This is a genomic window from Paenibacillus violae (assembly GCF_032461945.1).
Taxonomy (GTDB): Bacteria; Bacillota; Bacilli; order Paenibacillales; family NBRC-103111; genus Paenibacillus_E; species Paenibacillus_E violae.
Window position 1 is genome coordinate 278,686 of the sequence record NZ_JAWCUD010000005.1, and the last position, 21,499, is coordinate 300,184.

Here is a 21,499-nt window from a genome sequence, read left to right on the forward strand (position 1 = left end):
GAGATTAAAGAGCGATGAAGAAATCGATTGCGGCATTGCTGCTCGTACTGCTGCTTCTGGGTGCTGCTGGAACCTACCTTGGAATAAACAGGGAAAGCTTCACACTATGGCCTTTTCACAAGAGCATGCCTTTCGACGGTTTATCGAAGGCGATCTCGGATGGGCATAACAATTTGTTTGTCATTGACAACGCGAAGAAGACGATTCACAAGCTGGACGGGGATGGTGTTCTTCAGTACTCCATTACGAGTGAGACGGGAAAAAACGGAGAAGTGTACCGTTTTAACGATATGGCTGTCGATGATTTGGGGTATCTCTACACGATTCGGACGTTGCTTGATCCGTATGGGATTGCAGTTAAGTCCGAGCAGATCGTTCGTTATACGCCGGATGGACAGTTCGACCGCAGCTTGTTCTCACAGGAATACAATGACGCGCAACCCCAAAGGTACAGACTGGGATCTTTGCGGAATGTTCAGGTTCACGATGGAATGGTCTACTTTTTCAATGACGAAGTACAGCAGTTAACTCTCTACCAAGCTCCAGTTGGCAAAGAGGAGACGTCTGCGCCCAAGTCGGTCTATACGATAAAGCTCCCGCAAAATAAGTTTGTCGCTGAGGCAGATGGCTTTAAGCCTGGCGAAATCTACTATTCAACGCGCAGCGGAGAGATCTATCGCGCTTTTGGCGACGGGCATTCCGAGCTTGTTTATCCGCTTCCCGGGCTTGATCGCACAAGACGCAATTTCCCTGAAAGCCTGCATCTTGATAATCAAGGCCGTCTGATCTTCATCGATTTTAACAACAAAATGATTTCACGGCTTGATCCTGCACAGCCTTACACGATTGAAGGACTTGTAACTGAAGATAAGGCGAAAGCAAACAGCATAGATCTTGCTTTTGATGCCACATCGAGTTCCATCGCGCAGGATGGCAGCCTTATTATTGTAGAATCGACGCAAATTAATCGCCGCCTGCCGGATGGGACAATTACGCCGTCCATGGTAGAGGCTCTATACAGCCAGCCGGTAAGAACCCAATTGTTTGTACATTGGTCAGTTGCCGTAGCGGCTCTGATCCTTGTGCTGTATGCGATCAAACTTATCTTCTTCAATTTGCTGCAGCGCCGTCTTCCTTTGATGATGAAACAGATCCTCATTCTAGTGCCGGTCATTGCGGCTTCGATGATTCTGCTGTCGACCGTCATTTATGAGAGTTTCTCGAAGAAAATGGAAGAGGAAACGTTTAGCGAGCTTATTTTACTGGCCAAAAACGGTCAAAATCTCGTCGATGGCGATAAGCTGGAAAGTCTGTCGTCACCGCTGGATTACAACGGTGCAATTTATCAATCTTTCCGCCGAAAGATTCAGTCGGTTTTTGAGAATAACGCCAGCGATGATAATCAAGGCTTTTACAAAGCTGTATATAAATACGAAAACGGGGTTATTTATCGGATTTTAGAAGACGATGATGGCATGCATATGTTCAATCCGTTCCAACAAACCCCTGAGAATCAGCAGGTTGTGCTTGAAGGTAAGCCGGCTACGGGACAATGGCAGGATTTCTCCGGCGAGTGGCGTTATGCGATTGCCCCTATTTTTAACTCAGCGGGTAAAATTGTCGGTGTTTTCGAAACGAGTAAAAACCTGGATGGCATCCTGAAGCATCGCCAAGCGGTACTTCAATCGATTATCCGCAATATTGCGCTTATCTCCGTAGGTTTGCTGCTTGTGCTCTTTGTAATGACTTATGTATTACTGTCTTCAATCCGGAAGCTGCGCAACAGCGTTGGCGAGATTGCCAAAGGCAATTGGGACACGGTCGTTAAGATCAACACGCGCGACGAGGTGTCAGATTTGGGCGACAGCGTCAATACGATGGCAGCCCGTATTCGGGACTATATTACCAAAGTAGAGAACTTTAGCCAGTCCTACTACCGCTTCGTTCCACAGCAGTTTTTGCGATTCCTGAACAAGGAAAGCATTCTGGAGGTTGAACTAGGCGATCAAGTAGAGAAAAATATGTCGATTTTGATTTTTAACATCCGAAGCTTCTATTTGCTTTCCAAGAAGCTCACGCCGGAAGAGAACTTCAACTTCGTCAATTCATTCCTTAGCCGATTCGGCCCTTATGTCCGCAAGCATCAAGGTCTTATGAACAAGTATCTGGGGGCAGGCTTCATGGCGCTTTTCCCGAATCAAGCGGATGAAGCGCTGCAGGCGTGCGTTGAGATGCGCAAGGAATTGGATCTTTACAATTCGCATCGAGCCAAAGTCGGCTATTCACCGCTAGATTTCGGTATCGGTCTGCATAAAGGACCGCTCCGTCTCGGAATTATCGGTGAACAGCAGCGCCTAGAGGGCAATGTGATCTCTGACGGTGTGAATGTGGCAAGTATGCTGGAGAAAATGACGGAACCGCTTGGCGCCTCCATTCTCATTACCGATCATGTGGTGCAGTCGCTGCAGCAACCGGCAGCCTTTCAATACCGGAACCTGGGATTGATTCAGGTAGAAGGAGTGAAGGAGCCGCTTCGACTGTTCGACGTTTATCAGGGCGATCCCGATACGATTCGGGTGCTGAAAGAGAAGACCAAGACACTATTCGAGCAGGCAGTCACGTATTACCAGGTAGGACGTTTCTATGATGCAAGAGAAGCTTTCTTGATGGTCATTAAACAGAATCGTCAGGATAAGGCGGCACAGCTATACTTCTATATTTGTGATGAATATTTCCAACACGGTACGACAGCAGAGTGGAATGGCACATTATCTGTTTCATGATGAAAGAGGCGAACTTGATATGCAAGTGCACGAGTTGACTACAGAGAGAGACGCTCAACGGATTACGGAATTTTATTTATCTTCCTCCTCATTTGATGATCAAAGGCATACGCCGGGGGAGCTAGAGCATTTTCGCAATGCTCCCCTGCTTAGCTTGACTCAGCGCAATCACTGGCATTGGTTTATTGAGAATGAAGCCGGAGAGATTATTGCGGTGACCAGCTGCAAGGAAAATGAGCATCAATCCGGTGGTTATTTATGGGATTACTTAGCCGTGCATCGCGATTATCGCCGGCATGGCTTTGCGAAAGTTTTGTTTCAAGCGCTAGAAACGTTCTCGAGAGAAGCGGGAGGGCGCTACATTCTTACGTATACATGCGATTTACCCGAATATCAGCCTATTCAAAAAATGTTCCGGGCGAACGGTTTCGAACTCATCGGCACTTATCCGAATTACTATTACGAAGGCGAAGCGCGATTAGCTTTCTATAAACCGCTTATTGAAGACAAATGATAGATTGGACCTGATGATATGCAAGGAAGCTTAACCAGATGGATGGGACTGCGGACGGAAGATATCCGAAAGCTGTGGATGATGCTGCCGATCTTTTATTTTAGCGGAATTGCGGAGTCATTGAACTATACGGCATTTATGGCCCTTTTTAACCAAAGATTCGGCGTGCAGTATTTGCCCTATATCTATATTGCCGAGGCGGCCATTATGCCTCTAGAGGGTTGGTTGCTGGCAAAGCTGGCCAATCGGTTGCCGAAGGCCAAATTGATGACGACGCTCTATCTGTTGATGATCGGTTTATTGGTGTTGAACGGTGCGGTGCTGCTGGGTTTCAAGCTGGGTGGCATTGACTTCCGCTTTTATTATCCCATTATGTTCATCTCCTCCAACTTTGTTGTCAGGCAGCTGACGCTGCTCTTGTGGAGCACAGCTTTTGATTTATGCCCCACTCAGCAGGCAAAAAGATTGATGCCGGTGTTCATCGCGTCGACGACGACAGGTGGAATTACCGCCGGTTTGCTCGCTCATCAAATCGGCAAGCTGCTCGGAACGGAAGCGGTCTATGCGCTTGCTCCGGTGTTGATGGTGTTCGGCTTCATCTTTTTTCGTAAGGCGCTCGCGCGCTACTTGGTGCCTTTAACGTTAAAAGAAGATCTGCGGCTGAAAAGCCAGAGCGGAACGGTTCAGGCAGAGGAAGAAGAACAACAGCTGCCTGCCGGCTACTATGCCAAGCAGATGCTGCGCAGCCCGTTCTTGTTGTGCGCAGTTGCGCTAATGACGCTGATGCCGGCCGTGTATTTCATGATCGAGTATCAGTACTTTACCGCGGCGGAAGCCAAGTTTCCACTTGAAGGCGATTTAACCTCTTTTTACGGCTTGATTACGGCCATTCAATTCACGTTCTGTCTTTTGCTGCAGACGGTGTCTACCCGTTTAATGAACTGGCTGGGCGCTAGCAACATGCTGCTCGCCATCACCGTGGTGTTCTTCGGAGGATTCGGACTTACGGCCTTATTTATGAATCAGTCCCTTGGATTGGTGCTGGTTTCGGGTTCTTATGCCGTCTTCTATATTTTGCTGTATTACATTGCAGAACCTTGTTATCAGCTTTTTTTCAAAATGATGCCCATCTCCAAAAGGGACGGCTACCGTTATTTTGCTCAGGGTGTCGCTGCCTCAGGCGGGATATTGATCGGCTCCTTGCTGTCGCTGCTGCATTCCTTCGGCTTGATCCAACTGTCGCTGCTAGCTTGGCTAGGCGTAGGTTTGGCGGTCGTTCTCGTCATTGTCGCTTGGTACGGCAGGCACTTATACATCCGCGAGCTGGTAAAAAGTGTGCAATCGCTGCACGCTGATTTGTCTGATATTGCGGAGTCCTTTATTGGGGGCATCCGCAGTTCTAAGGCGCTTTCTGCCATGCTGGGCTACTTGAAGCATCCGAACGATTATGTGCGGGAACTGGCGCTTGAAGTAATCGGCAAGGCGAAGGATTCCGCGTTTCTACCGCATTTGATCGGGATGATCGGGGAAGAAAGCTCACGTATCCGCATAGCCGTGCTGCGCGCGATGAATCTCCAAAGCGCTACGATTCAAGATCTCGTACAGGTTGCGTCCTTCCTTGAGGACGAAGACCCGGAGGTGCGCGCGGAAAGTGTAAAACTGATTTCCAAAGCAACGCATCTTAAAAGTCAGTCGCACTTTTTCATTCGCGTTAAGCTGCTGGATAACCATCCGAGGGTTGTACATGAAGGGGTTAAGGCGCTTTACTCGCTCGAAAGCGAAGAAAGCTATCAAGCCTGTGACGAGGCGATTATCAAAATGCTCGATAACGGCGGCGAATGGGCTGTCTATGGCTGCCATACCGTAGCGGATCTGAAGCTGGATACCTATTCCGCTTGGGTGTTATCGCTGCTCGATGATCATCGGCCCGCGGTTAAAGTTGCCGCTGCAGCGTGCCTCGGTAAGCTTAGCCATATCGAGGCGATTCCGGTCCTTCTGAATATGGTGCCCTTGGCGGATCAGGAGCTGCGCAAAGCCATTCTCCAAGCCTTGGTAGATATGGGCGATAAAGCATTGCCGACCCTGTCGGGCAGCCTGAACCATGCGAATCCTTTCATCTGGAACGCAGCCGTTACGGCTCTTGCAGAGCTGCTCGATGAAAATAAGCTGAGAACGCAGCTCGTTGACCCTTGCGTAAATCGCATGCTTGCCTCGACGCAGGAACGAGCTTTGTCGGAAGCCCTGCTCCAGCTTGGTATGAAGGGATTAGCAGAGCTTGCGAATCAACGGTGCGCTGAGCTGCACAATGCGCTGGTCGGCGGGGCTTGGGCCGTTATGGCCAAGTTCGCTGACGAACGTGTTGTGGCGACGCTGCGCGAAGCAACCAAGGACGAGAACGAAGAGGTCCGGGAGAATGCGCTTGAGGTGCTGGCCGAGGGACTGGGGGACCGTAAATTGGCTTTCGCCCTGCTGGAGTTATTGAAGCAAGGAACGGCCAGCAGCGATATAGCGATGACCGAGCCGCTCAGGTTACTGCAAGAAGCTGTACGATGGTCGGATGATTGGCTGAAGGATATCGCGGTTTACGCATTAAGTTCACTGGAGCGTGATGGGATGAGAGAAGAGCGCAAGTTTTTGACCATGCTGGATAAAGTTATTTTTCTGAAGCAGGTCTCTTTATTCGCTGATTTGTCCGTGGATGAACTGGGGTTAATCGCTGGTATTGCGACGGAAGAAGTCCACGAAGACCTGACCTATTTACTGCGCCGGGGGCAAAGCAATTCAGCGATGTATTTAATCATTGAGGGCAATGTTGAGCTGAGTAATGAGACTGGTGTAGGCGAAACCGTAACGATTGGTGTTCTGGGACCTAAACAACCATTCGGGGAAACGACGGCTCTGGACGGATCGCCTTCCTCAGTTACAGCTCAAGCTATTTTCGATGAAGTGCGAGTGCTTGCGTTGCAAGGTGAAAGTCTTTCCCGACTGGTGAGATTGTATCCGGAGATCGGCATCGGGCTGCTGCATGCATCAAGTGCCCGTGTTCGTTTGCTGGAAAACATGCTTTTGAAAATGGCTTAAATCGGCTAGGTGGATGAGCAGAGAGGGCGGGACGAACGTGTCGGTAGAGACCATCGTGTTAAGCAATGATCTGAAGGAGCTTGAGCGTCTAGGCGTATTCTTAAAAGGGCTGTCACCGGCAATGGGCATGGATGATCAGACGTTATTCCAATTGAATCTGGTTTGCGACGAGCTGGTAACCAATATCATTCTCTATGGGCACCCTCCGGAGGAACGCGGTATGCACACGATCCGTCTCGACATTGGGGCTGCTGCAGATGGCTGGGAGCTTTGCCTGACGGATCGCGGAGTGCCTTTTAATCCGTTACTCAAGGCAAGCCCTCGGGTTGATCTTAGTATGGACGAGCGTGGGATCGGCGGTCTGGGCATTCACTTTGTGAAACAAGTGATGGATGATATCCGCTATGAGCGTCTGAACGAAGAAAATAGACTGATGATGACAAAACGTCGAATTCAGAAGGAGGGAATATCATGAATGTAACTGAGAGCATACAGGGGGACATCGTCTTGCTGAGCTTAAATGGCAGACTGGATGCCAATACGTCAGCGAGTTTGGAAGCGGCTTTCTCTAAGCTGGTCGAACAAGGGAAAGGCAAGTTTGTTTTTGATCTGCAAGGACTTGACTATGTGAGCTCTGCAGGACTTAGAAGCTTATTGTCCGCAGCTAAAATGATCAAGGTTATACAAGGTAAGTTGGCACTTGTGCGCATGAATGAGAATGTCAAAGAGGTTTTCGATATGTCAGGGTTTAGTTCCATTTTTTCGATTTATGACAAGGAAGATGATGCCATCCATGCCATATCGTAGCCGAACAAACAAGTACCAAGATCGTGCCCAAAAGCTGGGGAGGCGTATGGAATGAATATCGTCGTAGGTGCTCTTCTTCTTGTTTGTTTGGTGATCGGCATCGTGTGGCAGCTTAGCGAACGAAGACGCAAGACGGCTGATCTGGAGCTTCAGCGGACGATGCAGCTGTTCGATGTCAGCTTGGAAGTGAACTCGACAATTCACAAACAGGATTTGCTGATCAAAATCATGGAGACCTCCTCTCGCATCATGAATGCAGAAGCTTCTTCCGTCATTTTGGTCGATGAGGAAAAAGGAGAATTGTTTTTCGACCTTGCGCTTGGTGAAAAAGGCGATGAAGTCCGCGAAATTCGCCTCAAAATCGGCGAAGGCATCGCCGGCTGGGTGGCCCAGACCGGCCAATCGGTCAAAATCGATGATGCGGCACAGGACGAACGCTGGTCCTCGAAGGTCGCCAAACGCGTCGATTATCCGACACGTAACATGCTTTGCGTGCCGCTTGTGAGCAAAGGTAAAATTATCGGTGTGCTGCAGGTGTTGAACAAGCGAGAGGATGTGCATTTTACCGACCGTGATTTGCAGCTCCTGGAGTCCATTGCTTCTCCGATCGCGGCGTCTTTGGAGAATGCCATGCTCTACGACGTTTTGGAGAAGACGACGGCCGCCAAAGAACGAATGGAAAGCGAACTGCGTATCGCAACTAACATTCAGATGGGCTTCTTGCCACGCCAAGGCTTGTACATGACGAGAGGTTCAGAATCAGGACTCGCGGATGCCAATGAAATTACGGCAGAAGCTAGGGCATTTATTCGTCCGGCGCGTGAGGTCGGCGGCGATTTCTACGATTATTTTCGACTCGGCGACGACAAGCTGTTTTTCGTTTTGGGGGACGTATCGGATAAAGGGATTCCTGCAGCGTTGTTCATGGCAGTTACGATGACCTTGCTCAAGGGTAAAATGAGCCCGGACATGTCGCCTGGAGAGCTGCTTACAGCCGTAAATCAAGAGTTGTATAAGGACGATTCGACGATGTTTGCGACGATTTTCTGCGGTGTGCTTGACGTAAGATCAGGGAGGCTGCAGTACAGTGATGGAGGCCATTGTCCACCGTACATCGTCCGTGAGAACGGCTTTGTAGATCAGCTGAAAGGGAAAAAAGGCCTTCCGCTTGGCGTCATGGATGACATGCTTTATGCGGATAACGAAGTGACGCTTGATCAGGGTGACCGACTGATTATGTATACGGATGGCATTACGGAAGCCGAGGACCGGCAGCAGGAGCAATACGGCTTCTCGCGACTTCATGCACTTTTACAAAAGGAGTTGTCGAGCCAGCCGGCGCAGCTACTGGAACAGATGACCCGGGATGTCGACCGCTTCGCAAATGGTGCTATCCAGTCGGATGATATTGCCGTACTCATCATAGATCGTAAACCAAACAAAATGTAACCTCAAAAATCCGCAGGTGTGATATAGTGAAACTAGATGACATCATGCGCTCAGATACGGATAATGATGGGGCGCAAGCCGTCAGTTGATGGCATTTTACTCAGTACTACCATTCTAGGAGGGTTCATATGCCAATGCATCTATCGCGTATCAACAGGCAGCCAGATACTTCCCTGCACAATCATTCTCGCACGAAAAACAATACGCACGGGCAGTCTACGGGAGCAGATCTCATGAATATACAACGGGCTATCGGCAATAAAGCGGTAGGCAGCATGCTGTCCATACAGACGAAATTGACGGTTGGTCCGGCTGGAGACGCCTATGAACAAGAGGCGGATCAAGTAGGCAAAGAAGTGGCGGACAAAATCGCAGCCTCGGAAAATAGTGGAGCGTCAGCTGATGTACAGCGGAGCGAAGGCGGGGAGTCGGAAGAGGAAGAGCTGCAGATGAAGCCGTCCTCGGAGACGATCCAGCGGAGCGAAGGCGGAGAGTCGGAAGAGGAAGAACTGCAGATGAAGCCGTCCTCGGAGACGATCCAGCGGAGCGAAGGCGGAGAGTCGGAAGAGGAAGAACTGCAGATGAAGCCGTCCTCGGAGACGATCCAGCGGAGCGAAGGCGGAGAGATGGAGGAGGAAGAGCTGCAGATGAAGCCATCCTCAGAGACGATTCAGCGGAGCGAAGGCGGAGAGATGGAAGAGGAAGAACTGCAGATGAAGCCATCCTCGGAGACGATTCAGCGGAGCGAAGGCGGAGAGTCGGAAGAGGAAGAGCTGCAGATGAAATCGTCCGACGGTGAAGCGTTTGAGGCGGATGCTTCCATTGAATCGCAGATTAAATCCATGCAAGGCAGCGGCAGTAAGATGGACGCACAAATTCAGGCTAAGATGGAATCGGCCTTTAATGCGGATTTCAGCAATGTTAACATCCATAATAATCCAGCCTCATCGAAGATTAATGCTTCGTTAGGGGCGGAAGCTTTTGCGACAGGGAATGATATCTTTTTCCGTGAAGGACGCTATAACCCGGATTCGCGCCAAGGCCAGGAGCTGCTCGGACATGAGCTAACGCATGTTATTCAACAGCGAGGCGGCAAATAAAAGGGTCTCGTATAAGCAACAGGGATAACGATGTAGCCTGTTGCTTTTTCGCGTGTGGGAGCGAGTGTATCCCCTTCATGTTTGCACAGAAGCTATGGGAAGAAGTATATTTGCACTTGAGAAAGTTAAGAATGAGCAGATTATAGGGTAAGCAGATGAATGAATTTGAATGCATTTGAATGGATTAAGCAGCCTAGTTAAAGCATTGGGCATAAGAAAGTAGGAGGGCGGACACATATGCTGCCAGATCATGTACACGCGCGTCATTTCGCGCAGTTAGGGCTTTTAAAAGAGATTTTGGATGAGACAGGCCTTGCCACCAATTTGTTGGAGAAATCAGACGCGATTCCGCTTCACGTGCTGATGGCTGGTTTTCAAGAGGATAAAAAAGGGCGGGAACGTTTTCTGCATTTTAGCTATTTACCTTTGAACGACGAAGAGATCGCTGCGATCCAGCTGCTGCAAATATACAGTACGCTTCCTTTTCACCTTGAAGAAGGGAAGCGCGATGAGGTTGCCGCCGTGCTGCTCGAGATTAACACGCGGTTGCCGATTGGCCATTTTGGCATTAATGAGCATAATGAGCTGCATTACCGCTATGTGTACAGCATCTCGGCTGCGCGTTCTTTTGACAGTGAGGAAGTGCTGGAGATTTTAAGCTTGTTCGTTTATATGTGTGATATGTTTGCCGATCACGTGGAGCTGGTGGCCGGCGGTGAAGCGGATGCCGAGCAGGTTGTTCAGGCACTCAGAGGTTAAACATCAACGCTGAAAAGGGCTGTCCCGGATGTAGAGAAATCTACCGACGGGAAGCCCTTTTTTCGTTCGGGTTAACCTTACTTTCGATAAATTAACGGGCTATACAAGCCCAAATAACGTCATTTTCTTTGCGGTTTCCAATGTTGCTGCCACGATGGCTATGGCCTGACTGAGCAAGCAGCCTGCTTACGCGCTAACGGACTCAGGTGCCGCTATTCGATGAAATAGAGCCCTTTTCAAAATCTAACGGACACAGCAGCCGTTATTTACCTCTGTGGCAGTGTTTTTCGCTGCTTTGAGGTGCAATAACGCTTCTGGGGTCCGTTAGCTCAAAAATCAGGCTATTTTATTGGAAATAGCGTGGGGTCCGTTACAATTGACTGTTGGCAGCACTAGGCAAAGTCCAGCTCATTATTCGCGTACACGAACAGACTGTCCGCGCTATACACCAAATTCCGCAGCCTGAAGTTCCTCTAAAGATGAGATCCCTGCTTTATTTCACTCTCTCCTGCAAAAGCTCCACAAGCTGTTTGCCCGGATCCTTCATCATTTGCCCGCCATTGCCTCCGGCAGGACGATTGCCGCCTGTTTTGCCGCCGTTCTCGCGAGGCTGTTTCCCAGCGTCCGTGCCGTTTGAACCGGCTGCTGCATTCGGTGAAGACGAAGAGGAAGGTGCGCCTGAGGCATCCGGTTTCGAGCCTTTTTGCCCATTGAAGTTGCCACGCGTGCCATCACCTTGGTTCCCGCCGCCATTCCCGCGATTGGCCATCTTGCTCGCTGCGTCATCGATGAATTTCTTCTGCGCGTCCGTCAGCTTCTCGAGCAGCTTCGTTTTGTTCTCGTCGCTGAGCTCAGCTTTGGTTTCAATGTCCTGCGCAACGGGCAGCATGACTTGGGCCTGCTCCTTCGTGATGGCAAGTCCTTCCGCTTTGTCCATCATGAGAAGCGTTTGGAAGGTGCTGAACAATTGTCTCTGCGCCTGACTCATAACGGGACGATTCTGCCCCTGCTGCTTCGCATCTGGCGAAGCTTGCGCACTCGCTTGAGGCTGTGCTGTGCTTGCCGCTGCTTGCTGAGGGGAAGCTTGGTTACCGCAACCGCTGAGCAAAGCGGGAATAAGAATGCATAAGCCGGCTATTTGTTTCATTTTAATTTTCATATGTCTATGTACCACTCCTATCATTGATCTTCCATTTCAGTTTCATTGTACGGCGTAATTATGAAAAAAAAGAGAAGGGAAGCTGAATAGGAGATAAATGTTAGCTTAAAAATGGCTGAGCGTGTAAAAGAGCATGCAAAAAAGAAGCTGCACAGGCAGCTCCTCCATTAAACTTGTTTGGCTCGATTCACAGTTAGATTAGGTCTATCGCTTTTCAGAGCGTATTTTCTATTCAATAGAAAACCAAATAATGACGCCAGCGATTGCTGGAACAGCATCCCGAGCACAACTGGAATGGCCACCGGAGGCGGAAAGTACGCTACAGCAAGCACGGCGCCGGCGCTAATATTCCGCATCCCGCTGTTAAACGTAAGCGCCACAACGACGTCCTGCTCCCACTTCATCAGCTTGGCGACGATCCATCCCAGGATGTAGCCGAGAGAAGCGAGGGCTAGTACAAAACCGGCCAAACCAAGCAGTTTGGCATTAAAATCACGCAAGTATGGCGCAATAACGGAGCTGTTAATCGCGACAACGATGCCCATGCATATTTTCGAAAAAGGACCTAGACGGCCGCTCCATTGCTCTTTGATTTTGCCTTTCGTCCATTGATTAAGCAGCATGCCCAGTAAGGACGGGACGACGATCATGAAGAATAGACCTTGCATCATGGCAAAAGTGTCCATCTGGACTTTCGTACCGACCAGTGCAGAGAGTGTATAAGGAACAACAAACGGTGAAAGAACGGTATCCATGAGAATAATGGATAGGGTCAGCACGATGTTCCCACGATAAATGGCGACCCACACGAAGCTTGTAATTCCTGTTGGAATGGCTGCGGCCAGAATGAGTCCAGTGATGGTTAACGGCTCAGAGCTGTAAACTGCGTGACCGAGTCCAAGCGCGAGCAGCGGCATACCGACATGTAGAATCAGCAGCGTAGCGATAAGAGGGAAGGGCTGGACGATAACTTTAATAAATTCCTTGAAGCTGGAGCTGATGCTGCCCGAGAACGTCATAAAGGCAAACAGCCAAGGCGATAAGAAGGTAAAGCCGGATAAATGACTGCCGAGCAGAACGCCGATAAGCACGCTGACAGGGGTGATGAGCGGCAAAATTTTTTCCAGTTGGCGATTCAATTGAGATAGCATCTGGGTGTTCATCCTTCCTGACAATGGATAATAAAGGCCGAGGGTTGCGTTCTCCCTATTATAAGAGCATTAGCTTCGGGTGACTAGGATAAGATGGGTTGGAAATTTTTATTTCCATCGACTGGATACCGTGTTATGATAATGAACAAATGAATACGAATGTATCCCTAGGGGCGCCGCAAGGCTGAGACAGAGCAATCTGAACCCTTTGAACCTGAACTGGGTCATACCAGCGGAGGAAAGTGGAAACCGGACTTTGGCGCCTCATTTTTGCATGTTTATTATGCGGGCAACCTACAACCACTTTTCTTAGGAAAAGTGGTTTTTTTGCGTCTTGATTGCCGCTCCAGGCTGCATTGCCTATCGATACATCGGTTCAAAAAGTGAGGAGGCGGACTTCCATGTCCGAGCGCGAGCTGCATGTGATATCGAATGGCAAGTTGGCATGGAAGGAGATGGCTGCCATTGCAATCCAGATCCATCCTTATGTCACAGCCATTCATATCCGCGAGAAAAATAAGCCGATGGATGAAGTTTTTATGGGCGTACAGTATTTGTTGGAACAAGGTATACCTGCGCAAACCCTCTGCATCAACGGCTACCCCTGGATGGCAACTGCTGCAGGGCTTGGCGGTTTGCACCTTCCCGAAAGCTTTCCGCAGCTGCTGACGATAAAGGAGAGCTACCAAAGTGCGCATCGCACAGGAGTCTCCGTACATAGCACGGAGGAAGCTGTAAAACGTGAGAGCGAAGGGGCGGATTATGTCTTGTATGGGCATATTTTTGCAACGGGTTCAAAGCTGGGGGTTGAGCCAAGAGGGCTAGAACAACTGGGGAATGTTTCCCGGCAGGTCACGATTCCAGTCATCGCTATCGGTGGCATAACACCTGCAAGAGTAAGGTCTGTGCTGGTTGCAGGAGCTTCCGGCATCGCAGTGATGAGCGGCATCTGGGAGGCGGATGACCCCGTGGAAAGCGTAAAAGCGTACATCCGAGAGTTGCAGCAAGAAAAAACAAGAGGTGAGAGACTTGAAGCATACGAGTGACGTTATCATCGTTGGCGGAGGCGTGATAGGCGCATCGATCGCCTATCACTTGGCGAAGCGAGGCCAGTCCGTCACGCTGCTGGAGCGCAGCAGGCTTGGGACGGAGGCCTCGGCGGCCGCAGCCGGCATGCTCGGAGCGCAGTCCGAGATGGAGGACACCGGGCCCCTGTTCCAGTGGGCCCGGCAAAGCAGAGCAATGTTCCCCGAACTGAGCGGGGAACTGAGGAGCCTCACGGGCATCGACATCGGTCTCGTCCGTGAAGGGCTCTTGAACGTCGCGCTCAGCGACGCTCAAGAACAAGAACTGCGCGCGAGGGAGAAGCTCCAGCGCGCAGCGGGTGAAAGAGCGGAGTGGCTGAGCGCAGCCGCAGCCGCAGCACTCGAACCCGCGCTGAGCAAGGCGACGCGCGGAGCTCTGTACCTGCCCGAGGATGGGCAGGTCGAGGCGCCGCAGCTAGCGGCGGCATTCGCGCAGGCGGCGCGGGTGCTCGGGGCGAAGCTGCAGGAATTCGCCCACGTGCAAGGGCTGCTGACGGAGCGCGATCGCGTCGTCGGCGTAATGACGAGCGAGGGGCCGCTGTATAGCGAGCACGTTGTTGTGGCGGCCGGGACGTGGAGCGGCCAGTTCCTCGCCGGCAGCGGGATCGACCTGCCGGTGTATCCCGTGAAGGGGGAGTGCTTCTCAGTACTCACGGAGAAGCGCGAGCTGCAGAAGACCCTGTTCACGCCAGGGTGCTATATTGTCCCCAAAGCGGGAGGACGGCTGCTCGTCGGCGCGACGGTTGTGCCGAACAGCTATGACCGCAAGGTGTCACTGACAGGGCTCGCAGAGCTGATGGAGAGAGCGAAGCAATTAATGCCCGCAATCGGCGATGCCGAGTGGGAAAAAGCGTGGTCAGGCCTGCGTCCGCAGACGCTAGACGGCATGCCGTACATCGGCAAAGTCCCGATGTATGAGGGCTTATTTGCGGCCTGCGGGCATTACCGCAACGGGATTTTACTCAGCCCGATCACAGGGAAGATCATCGCTCAGCTCGTATCAGGCGAGGACGCGGGCAGTTTGCAGCTCAATTTGGACGCATTCTGCCCTGATCTGTCGGGAACGTCCAAGCGGATGGAAGGCGGGCGACAACAAGGAGAGGAGCTGCAAAGCATTGAAGCTGCACATTAACGGCCAAAGCGTCGAGGTTCCGGATGCGATTCGTACGATTGAAGAGCTGCTAGCCCATTTTGAGCTGCAGGAGAAAATGCTCGTTGTCGAGCATAATCAGAACATTTTACAAAAAGAAGATCATGTGAAAACGGAGTTATCGGAAGGACATAAAATCGAAATCGTTCATTTTGTTGGAGGGGGATAATTAACCATGTTAAAAATCGGTCCATATGAATTTCGTTCAAGATTATTGTTAGGCACAGGCAAATTCCCGAATTTCGATATTCAAAAGCAGGCTGTGGATGTGAGCGAATCGCAGATTTTGACGTTTGCGGTGCGGCGGATGAACATTTTTGAGGCGAGCCAGCCGAATTTCTTATCCATGCTGGATGTGTCGAACTTCACGCTGCTCCCGAACACGGCAGGGGCCAAAACAGCGGAAGAAGCGGTGCGCATCGCCAAATTGGCGAAGGCGTCCGGTCTTTGCGACATGATTAAGGTAGAAGTGATTGGCGATGAGATGACGCTGCTGCCAGACCCCGTCGAAACATTAAAGGCGTCGGAGATGCTGCTGGAAGAGGGCTTCATCGTACTGCCGTATACGTCGGATGACGTGTTGTTGGCTAAACGCCTTCAAGCGCTTGGGGTGCATGCCATCATGCCGGGAGCTTCACCAATTGGCACAGGGCAAGGCATTATCAATCCCCTCAACCTGAGCTTCATTATTGAGCAAGCAACGGTGCCGGTCATCGTCGATGCCGGTATAGGCGCTCCTTCGGACGCAGCGCTGGCGATGGAGATGGGCGCAGATGGTGTGCTGCTGAACACAGCGGTTTCGGGTGCCAAGGATCCGGTCAAAATGGCGTATGCCATGAAGCTCGCTATTGAAGCGGGACGCGCCGGCTTCGAAGCAGGTCGAATTCCGAAGAAACGTTATGCTTCGGCGAGCAGCCCGATGGATGGTTTTAGCCGGGTTTAGGAGGGGCTGATTGTAACTAATTCTGAAAGGGGGAGCCCAGATGGCCATATATAAAGCTCTGACAATCGCCGGTTCCGATAGCGGAGGGGGAGCAGGAATCCAGGCCGATTTAAAGACGTTCCAAGAGCTGGGCGTCTACGGTATGTCGGTGATTACGGCCGTGACCGCGCAGAACACGTTAGGCGTTCAAGGCGTGTTTCCAATGAGCGCTCAGGCAGTGGAACAGCAGCTAGCGTCCATCGGAGCCGATTTGCGACCGGATGCACTCAAAACCGGGATGTTATTCTCGTCTGAAATCATCCAAATCGTAGCTGCAGCGATAAAAAGCTACAAATGGGAGCGGGTTGTCGTCGATCCTGTCATGATCGCCAAAGGTGGCGCTTCTTTGCTTCAACAAGAGGCGATAGACGCCATGATTAAATACTTGCTGCCGCTGGCTGACGTGGTCACACCAAACATTCCGGAAGCGGAGGCGCTTAGCGGGATATCGATCACGGATAGCGAGTCGCGTCAGCAAGCAGCAAGAAAAATTCACGCATACGGCTGTCAGCATGTGATGATCAAAGGCGGTCATGAAGCGGACTCCGTTTATGCTACGGATCTGCTCTATGATGGGAAGTCGTTTACAGAGTATTCGTCCCGACGTTTACATACACCGCATACACACGGTACTGGCTGCACATTTGCTGCGGCTATCACTTCCGGACTTGCGCAGGGTCTGCCAGCTGCTGAATCTTTGCATTTGGCCAAAAACTTCATCCAAGCCGCTATTGCTGAACCGCTATATATCGGAAGCGGCCATGGACCAACGAACCATTGGGCGTACCAACGGGGGCAAAAGCAGGAGAGCACTGCATCCTCCAACGCGATTATTGTGAGTCATGATGTTTACGCTGGAGGTACCCGATGACTAGTGAAGAACTGCGCAAAGCGCTTCGGTTGTATTTGGTGATGGGCAGCCCGAACTGTGGAGGGGCTGATCCTTATGCGGTGCTGGAGGCGGCGATTGCCGGCGGCATCACGATGTTTCAGCTCCGCGAGAAAGGCGCCGGGGCCCTGGAAGGGCCGGCGCTGCTCGAGCTGGGCGCCCGGCTGCGCCGTTTATGCGCGCAGCACCGGATCCCTTTCATCGTCAACGACGATGAAAGGCTTGCTCTAGAGCTGGAGGCCGATGGGCTTCACATCGGCCAAGAGGACGCCCCAGCCGCCGCCGTGCGGCAGCGGCTGAAGCATATGATCGTGGGCGTGTCGGCCCACGATCTGGGGGAGGCGCAGTCGGCGCTGGCCGAAGGCGCCGACTACCTGGGCGTAGGCCCCCAATACGCCACGCGCACGAAGCTCGATGCGCGTGAGGTCCGGGGGCCTGCCATGATTGCCCGGATGCGCGAAGGCGGCATCCGGCTGCCTTTGGTTGGCATCGGGGGCATCGATGCCACGAATGCCTTGCCCGTCATCCGCGCAGGGGCGGATGGCGTGGCGGTTGTGAGCGCGATCGCCGGCGCGCGCTCCCCGCAGGAAGCGGCGTCGGAGCTGGATCACATTTTAAAGATGCCGAGTTCATTTATACAATAACCCATTAAAAGGAGGTCATGATGTGACAACAAGCAATAACAGCAGCCCCGTGAAAAACGTTCAAGTGTCTACATTTCCTGGCAGCAAAAAGGTGTATCTACAAGGGTCCAGACCGGATATCCAAGTACCCGTGAGGGAAATTTCGCTCGGGACTTCCACGAATATTCACGGCGACGAAGTAGCGAATGAGCCTGTACATGTTTATGATACAAGCGGTATTTATACGGATACGGAAAGAAATACCGATATTCGACAAGGGCTGCCGGCTAATCGCTTGCCATGGATAGAAGAACGCGGGGACGTAGAAGCTTATGAGGGACGTGAAGTAAAGCCGGAAGACAACGGACTTTCCTCGCCGGATGCAAGAGGAGCTGCGGAGGTATTCCCGGGATTAAATCGAAGGCCCCTTCGAGCTAAGCCGGGCTGTAACGTAACCCAGATGCACTATGCCCGCAAAGGCATCATAACGCCCGAGATGGAGTACATTGCGATTCGGGAGAATCTGGATAGCGAGTTTGTGCGGAAAGAAGTCGCGCTGGGCCGGGCCATTATTCCTTCTAATATTAATCACCCGGAAAGCGAGCCAATGATCATCGGACGCAACTTTCTGGTGAAAATCAATGCGAACATCGGAAACTCCGCGGTCGCTTCTTCCATTGAGGAAGAGGTGGAGAAAATGACGTGGGCCACCCGTTGGGGCGCAGATACGATCATGGATTTGTCGACAGGCAAAAACATACATACAACACGCGAGTGGATCATTCGCAATTCACCGGTTCCAGTAGGTACGGTGCCTTTGTACCAAGCGCTTGAGAAAGTAAACGGCAAGGCCGAAGACCTCTCATGGGAAGTGTATCGGGATACGCTGATTGAGCAGGCGGAGCAAGGGGTCAGCTACTTCACGATTCATGCAGGCGTGCTGCTGCGTTACATTCCTATGACCGCTCAGCGCGTAACGGGGATCGTGTCTCGCGGGGGATCCATTATGGCCGCATGGTGCTTGGCGCATCACCAAGAGAACTTTCTATATACGCATTTTGAAGAGATATGCGAAATTATGAAAGCCTACGATGTCGCGTTCTCGCTCGGCGACGGGCTGCGTCCCGGTTCGATCGCGGATGCGAACGACGAAGCGCAATTCGCCGAGTTGGATACGCTCGGCGAACTGACCAAAATCGCTTGGCGCCACGACGTCCAAGTGATGATTGAAGGGCCGGGTCATGTGCCGATGCACATGATCAAGGAAAACATGGACCGTCAGCTGGAAGTCTGCGATGAAGCGCCATTCTACACGCTAGGACCGCTGACGACGGACATTGCGCCGGGTTACGACCACATCACCTCCGCGATTGGTGCGGCGATGATCGGTTGGTTCGGCACGGCGATGCTGTGTTATGTGACGCCGAAGGAGCATCTCGGCCTCCCGAACAAAGAGGACGTCCGCGTTGGGGTCGTCACCTACAAGATCGCTGCGCATGCCGCCGATCTTGCCAAAGGGCACCCGGGCGCGCAAATTCGCGATAACGCCCTGTCGAAGGCGCGCTTTGAGTTCCGTTGGCGCGATCAGTTCAATCTCTCGCTCGATCCGGAGCGAGCGATCGAGTATCACGATGAGACGCTGCCGGCTGAGGGCGCCAAAACAGCACACTTTTGCTCCATGTGTGGACCGAAGTTCTGCTCCATGAGAATCACGCAGGATATCAGGCAGTACGCGCATGCGCGGGGGCTGGATGAAGCGTCTGCGGTGAGCAGTGGGATGCTGGAAAAGTCTAATGAGTTCCGTAAAGCGGGAAACCAAATTTATAGTTAAAAATTATGGGACGTTTTGCGCCTTTCTTGGTGACAGAAACGTCCCTTTTTGCTACCATAGAGAATAAAGCTTAACTTCGGTAATTCGTTAACGCGTTGAAACATTTAAGTGAGGGGGATGTCGATGAACATTGCAGAAACGGCAATTGACATGATTTCCTTTTCGCATTATGATACGGTTAAAAAGATTTGACCGTCGTTTAATTAATCTCGTAAGAGATTAAGAGTTGACCAACAGACGCTTGTTTACACGGCAAAATTGGTACAGGAGAGGGAGGTCGAATCCAGGATGAAGCTGCAACCGGTCTATATTATTGAAGAGTTAGAACAATTAAAAACGATAAGTGATCCACTGCGCGCCAAGGTGCTGCTTTATCTCATCGAGAAAGCGTATACCGGCCAACAATTGGCTAAACTATTAGGAATGGCGCGTGCCAAAGTACATTATCATTTGAATGAGCTCGAAAAGCATGGATTGATTTCGGTGATACGTACGGAACTTAAAAATGGTATCGTTCAGAAGTTTTACCGAGCCGTCGCGCGTGGCTTCGTGCCTAGTGAAGCGCTGCTCCCCTATGTTTCCGAGGTAGAGAACTACTACCGTGAGAGAACCTTGAGCGTGCTTGCGCGTGCCAGACGCAGAGCGATTAATGCCCCTGAAGAGGCGTTCCAAATTCCATCTGCTGACCGTGCGCATTGGCCAATCATTATGACGCAGGTCGAAGTCAAAATGAGCAAAGAAAAATATGCGGAATGGCTTAGAAAGTTTCGCGCTCTTATTTTTGAACTCGATTCTCAGCAAGAAGAGAACGGGGAATGGTTTTACTTGACGACAGTCGGCTTTCAGACGAATGAGCCGTCTTTTGACCCAGTGGATGAAGTAGAGAAGTAGAGGAGAGAGATAGACATGTTAGATCCAAGATTAACGAAACTGGCTGATGTGCTTGTGAATTACTCGGTTAAAGCGCAGCCTGGCGAAAATATTTTGATCGAAGCTTATGGTATCGATAACGCGCTTGTCAAAGAACTCGTGAAAAAGGTTCACGCAGCCGGCGCTCATCCTTATGTTAACGTGCGGGACCATGCGGTCATTCGCCAGCTTGTTATGGAAGGAACAGAAGCTCAAATGCAAACTTGGGCGGATGTGGATGCTTTCCAAATGAAAAAAATGCAAGGCTACATTGGCGTACGCGGCGGGGCTAACATTTACGAGCTATCGGATATCCCTGCGGACCGGATGAAGCTTTACAATTCCATTTACTATCAACAAGTTCACTTTGATGTTCGTATAAAGGATACAAGATGGGTCGTTCTTCGTTACCCGACATCTTCCATGGCGCAGCTGGCCAGCATGAGCACTGATGCTTTTGAAGAGTTCTACTTCAACGTTTGTACGATGGATTACGGCAAAATGTCCAAAGCGATGGACGCGCTGAAAGATCTGATGGATCGCACGGATAAAGTGCGTCTGGTGGGTCCTGGAACGGATTTGACGTTCTCGATCAAAGGAATTGGCGGCGTGAAATGCGACGGCGAATTGAACATTCCGGATGGCGAAGTTTATTCCGCACCGGTTCGTGATTCCGTGAACGGCGTTATTTCCTTCAATACGCCTACCCCGCATGATGGCTTTATTTTCGAGAACATCGTGCTTGAGTTTGAAAATGGGAAAATCATTAAAGCTACGGCGAACGATACGGATCGCATTAATGAGATTTTCGATATGGATGAAGGTGCCCGCTATGTTGGGGAATTCGCGATCGGCGTGAACCCGTACATCCAGCATCCAATGAAGGATACGTTGTTCGATGAGAAAATCGACGGCAGCTTCCACTTCACGCCAGGCAACTGCTACGACGATGCTTACAATGGCAACAAGTCTTCGCTGCACTGGGATATCGTGAACATCCAACGTCCGGAATACGGCGGCGGCGAGATTTGGTTCGACGATGTGCTGATTCGCAAGGACGGCATTTTCGTTCTGCCTGAGCTTTTGCAGTTGAACCCGGAAAATTTGAAATAAGTTGAGTGATGAGCTCCTCTAGATCCTGCACGATGTGCGGGGATGGGGGGCTTTTTGTTTTGTTTGGTGGCGGCAATGGATGCGTGCGAAGGTACTGTGGATGGTTAGCGCCGA

General features: G+C 51.2%; 19 protein-coding genes and 1 riboswitch. Of the genes, 17 read left to right on the plus strand and 2 right to left on the minus strand.

All coding sequences use genetic code 11. The features are described 5' to 3' along the window. The first annotated feature begins 14 nt into the window (after positions 1 to 14). The 8 genes from RQP52_RS17160 to RQP52_RS17195 all read left to right on the plus strand — a co-directional run bounded on the left by RQP52_RS17160 (position 15) and on the right by RQP52_RS17195 (position 10,493). Positions 15 to 2,783, plus strand: coding sequence for an adenylate/guanylate cyclase domain-containing protein (locus RQP52_RS17160; protein ID WP_315953011.1), 2,769 nt, complete (start codon positions 15 to 17; stop codon positions 2,781 to 2,783). After that, on the plus strand, positions 2,761 to 3,297 hold the full coding sequence (locus RQP52_RS17165; protein ID WP_315953012.1) for a GNAT family N-acetyltransferase: 537 nt from the start codon (positions 2,761 to 2,763) through the stop codon (positions 3,295 to 3,297). The genes RQP52_RS17160 and RQP52_RS17165 overlap by 23 nt, the downstream gene beginning before the upstream one ends. An 18-nt stretch (positions 3,298 to 3,315) precedes the next feature. Continuing rightward, positions 3,316 to 6,378 (plus strand): cyclic nucleotide-binding domain-containing protein, encoded by a 3,063-nt coding sequence (locus RQP52_RS17170; protein ID WP_315953013.1) that lies wholly within the window; start codon positions 3,316 to 3,318, stop codon positions 6,376 to 6,378. Between the two features lie 13 nt (positions 6,379 to 6,391). Beyond that, positions 6,392 to 6,853 carry an ATP-binding protein gene (locus RQP52_RS17175; protein WP_315953014.1) on the plus strand — a complete coding sequence of 154 codons (462 nt, stop codon included), beginning with the start codon at positions 6,392 to 6,394 and terminating at the stop codon, positions 6,851 to 6,853. Further along, positions 6,850 to 7,185, plus strand: coding sequence for an STAS domain-containing protein (locus RQP52_RS17180; RefSeq protein WP_127457854.1), 336 nt, complete (start codon positions 6,850 to 6,852; stop codon positions 7,183 to 7,185). Before RQP52_RS17175 ends, RQP52_RS17180 begins: the two co-directional genes overlap by 4 nt. A gap of 51 nt (positions 7,186 to 7,236) precedes the next feature. Next, on the plus strand, positions 7,237 to 8,634 hold the full coding sequence (locus RQP52_RS17185; RefSeq protein WP_315953015.1) for a PP2C family protein-serine/threonine phosphatase: 1,398 nt from the start codon (positions 7,237 to 7,239) through the stop codon (positions 8,632 to 8,634). A 128-nt stretch (positions 8,635 to 8,762) separates the two neighbouring features. Next, the gene (locus tag RQP52_RS17190; RefSeq protein ID WP_315953016.1) at positions 8,763 to 9,734 is read left to right on the plus strand and encodes an eCIS core domain-containing protein; all 972 of its coding nucleotides are present in this window, start codon (positions 8,763 to 8,765) and stop codon (positions 9,732 to 9,734) included. Between the two features lie 237 nt (positions 9,735 to 9,971). Further along, the gene (locus RQP52_RS17195; RefSeq protein WP_315953017.1) at positions 9,972 to 10,493 is read left to right on the plus strand and encodes a YbjN domain-containing protein; all 522 of its coding nucleotides are present in this window, start codon (positions 9,972 to 9,974) and stop codon (positions 10,491 to 10,493) included. A 493-nt stretch (positions 10,494 to 10,986) separates the two neighbouring features. Here the strand turns inward: RQP52_RS17195 and RQP52_RS17200 are convergent, their stop codons facing one another. Together RQP52_RS17200 and RQP52_RS17205 are read right to left on the minus strand one after the other, a co-directional pair. Then, positions 10,987 to 11,652, minus strand: a complete 666-nt coding sequence (locus RQP52_RS17200; RefSeq protein WP_315953018.1) for a hypothetical protein — start codon at positions 11,650 to 11,652, stop codon at positions 10,987 to 10,989. A gap of 167 nt (positions 11,653 to 11,819) precedes the next feature. Then, positions 11,820 to 12,803, minus strand: a complete 984-nt coding sequence (locus RQP52_RS17205; protein WP_315953019.1) for a bile acid:sodium symporter family protein — start codon at positions 12,801 to 12,803, stop codon at positions 11,820 to 11,822. 159 nt (positions 12,804 to 12,962) lie between these two features. Then, positions 12,963 to 13,061: riboswitch (TPP riboswitch) on the plus strand. Between the two features lie 143 nt (positions 13,062 to 13,204). On the opposite strand from RQP52_RS17205, the gene RQP52_RS17210 reads away from it, so the two are divergent. The 9 genes from RQP52_RS17210 (at position 13,205) to RQP52_RS17250 (ending at position 21,385) form a co-directional block, all read left to right on the plus strand. Next, a complete protein-coding gene (locus RQP52_RS17210) occupies positions 13,205 to 13,849 on the plus strand; it encodes a DUF561 domain-containing protein (protein WP_315953020.1) in 645 nt (214 codons plus the stop codon). Next, positions 13,833 to 15,020, plus strand: a complete 1,188-nt coding sequence (thiO, locus tag RQP52_RS17215) for a glycine oxidase ThiO (protein ID WP_315953021.1) — start codon at positions 13,833 to 13,835, stop codon at positions 15,018 to 15,020. Before RQP52_RS17210 ends, thiO begins: the two co-directional genes overlap by 17 nt. After that, entirely contained in the window at positions 15,004 to 15,207 is a 204-nt protein-coding gene (gene thiS / locus RQP52_RS17220; protein WP_127458742.1) for a sulfur carrier protein ThiS, read from the plus strand. The genes thiO and thiS overlap by 17 nt, the downstream gene beginning before the upstream one ends. A gap of 6 nt (positions 15,208 to 15,213) precedes the next feature. Next, a complete protein-coding gene (locus RQP52_RS17225; RefSeq protein ID WP_315953022.1) occupies positions 15,214 to 15,981 on the plus strand; it encodes a thiazole synthase in 768 nt (255 codons plus the stop codon). 40 nt (positions 15,982 to 16,021) lie between these two features. Next, a complete protein-coding gene (gene thiD, locus RQP52_RS17230) occupies positions 16,022 to 16,891 on the plus strand; it encodes a bifunctional hydroxymethylpyrimidine kinase/phosphomethylpyrimidine kinase (protein WP_315953023.1) in 870 nt (289 codons plus the stop codon). Continuing rightward, a complete protein-coding gene (gene thiE / locus RQP52_RS17235; RefSeq protein ID WP_315953024.1) occupies positions 16,888 to 17,553 on the plus strand; it encodes a thiamine phosphate synthase in 666 nt (221 codons plus the stop codon). Before thiD ends, thiE begins: the two co-directional genes overlap by 4 nt. A gap of 22 nt (positions 17,554 to 17,575) precedes the next feature. Beyond that, positions 17,576 to 19,363 carry a phosphomethylpyrimidine synthase ThiC gene (gene thiC, locus RQP52_RS17240; RefSeq protein WP_315953025.1) on the plus strand — a complete coding sequence of 596 codons (1,788 nt, stop codon included), beginning with the start codon at positions 17,576 to 17,578 and terminating at the stop codon, positions 19,361 to 19,363. A 288-nt stretch (positions 19,364 to 19,651) separates the two neighbouring features. Continuing rightward, the gene (locus RQP52_RS17245; RefSeq protein WP_315953026.1) at positions 19,652 to 20,254 is read left to right on the plus strand and encodes an ArsR/SmtB family transcription factor; all 603 of its coding nucleotides are present in this window, start codon (positions 19,652 to 19,654) and stop codon (positions 20,252 to 20,254) included. Between the two features lie 15 nt (positions 20,255 to 20,269). Further along, positions 20,270 to 21,385: an aminopeptidase gene (locus tag RQP52_RS17250; RefSeq protein WP_315953027.1), complete on the plus strand. Its 1,116-nt coding sequence runs from the start codon at positions 20,270 to 20,272 to the stop codon at positions 21,383 to 21,385. Positions 21,386 to 21,499: the final 114 nt, after the last annotated feature.

What these genes read in the sequence shown, in the direction of transcription:
- RQP52_RS17200 (WP_315953018.1), bottom strand. Translation starts at nt 11,652, where the DNA reads ATGAAAATTAAAATGAAACAAATAGCCGGCTTATGCATTCTTATTCCC.
- RQP52_RS17210 (WP_315953020.1), top strand. Translation starts at nt 13,205, where the DNA reads ATGTCCGAGCGCGAGCTGCATGTGATATCGAATGGCAAGTTGGCATGG.
- thiE (WP_315953024.1), top strand. Translation starts at nt 16,888, where the DNA reads ATGACTAGTGAAGAACTGCGCAAAGCGCTTCGGTTGTATTTGGTGATG.
- RQP52_RS17175 (WP_315953014.1), top strand. Translation starts at nt 6,392, where the DNA reads ATGAGCAGAGAGGGCGGGACGAACGTGTCGGTAGAGACCATCGTGTTA.
- RQP52_RS17180 (WP_127457854.1), top strand. Translation starts at nt 6,850, where the DNA reads ATGAATGTAACTGAGAGCATACAGGGGGACATCGTCTTGCTGAGCTTA.
- RQP52_RS17250 (WP_315953027.1), top strand. Translation starts at nt 20,270, where the DNA reads ATGTTAGATCCAAGATTAACGAAACTGGCTGATGTGCTTGTGAATTAC.
- RQP52_RS17205 (WP_315953019.1), bottom strand. Translation starts at nt 12,803, where the DNA reads ATGCTATCTCAATTGAATCGCCAACTGGAAAAAATTTTGCCGCTCATC.
- RQP52_RS17195 (WP_315953017.1), top strand. Translation starts at nt 9,972, where the DNA reads ATGCTGCCAGATCATGTACACGCGCGTCATTTCGCGCAGTTAGGGCTT.
- RQP52_RS17170 (WP_315953013.1), top strand. Translation starts at nt 3,316, where the DNA reads ATGCAAGGAAGCTTAACCAGATGGATGGGACTGCGGACGGAAGATATC.
- thiD (WP_315953023.1), top strand. Translation starts at nt 16,022, where the DNA reads ATGGCCATATATAAAGCTCTGACAATCGCCGGTTCCGATAGCGGAGGG.
- RQP52_RS17190 (WP_315953016.1), top strand. Translation starts at nt 8,763, where the DNA reads ATGCCAATGCATCTATCGCGTATCAACAGGCAGCCAGATACTTCCCTG.
- RQP52_RS17225 (WP_315953022.1), top strand. Translation starts at nt 15,214, where the DNA reads ATGTTAAAAATCGGTCCATATGAATTTCGTTCAAGATTATTGTTAGGC.
- RQP52_RS17245 (WP_315953026.1), top strand. Translation starts at nt 19,652, where the DNA reads ATGAAGCTGCAACCGGTCTATATTATTGAAGAGTTAGAACAATTAAAA.
- RQP52_RS17165 (WP_315953012.1), top strand. Translation starts at nt 2,761, where the DNA reads ATGGCACATTATCTGTTTCATGATGAAAGAGGCGAACTTGATATGCAA.
- RQP52_RS17160 (WP_315953011.1), top strand. Translation starts at nt 15, where the DNA reads ATGAAGAAATCGATTGCGGCATTGCTGCTCGTACTGCTGCTTCTGGGT.
- RQP52_RS17185 (WP_315953015.1), top strand. Translation starts at nt 7,237, where the DNA reads ATGAATATCGTCGTAGGTGCTCTTCTTCTTGTTTGTTTGGTGATCGGC.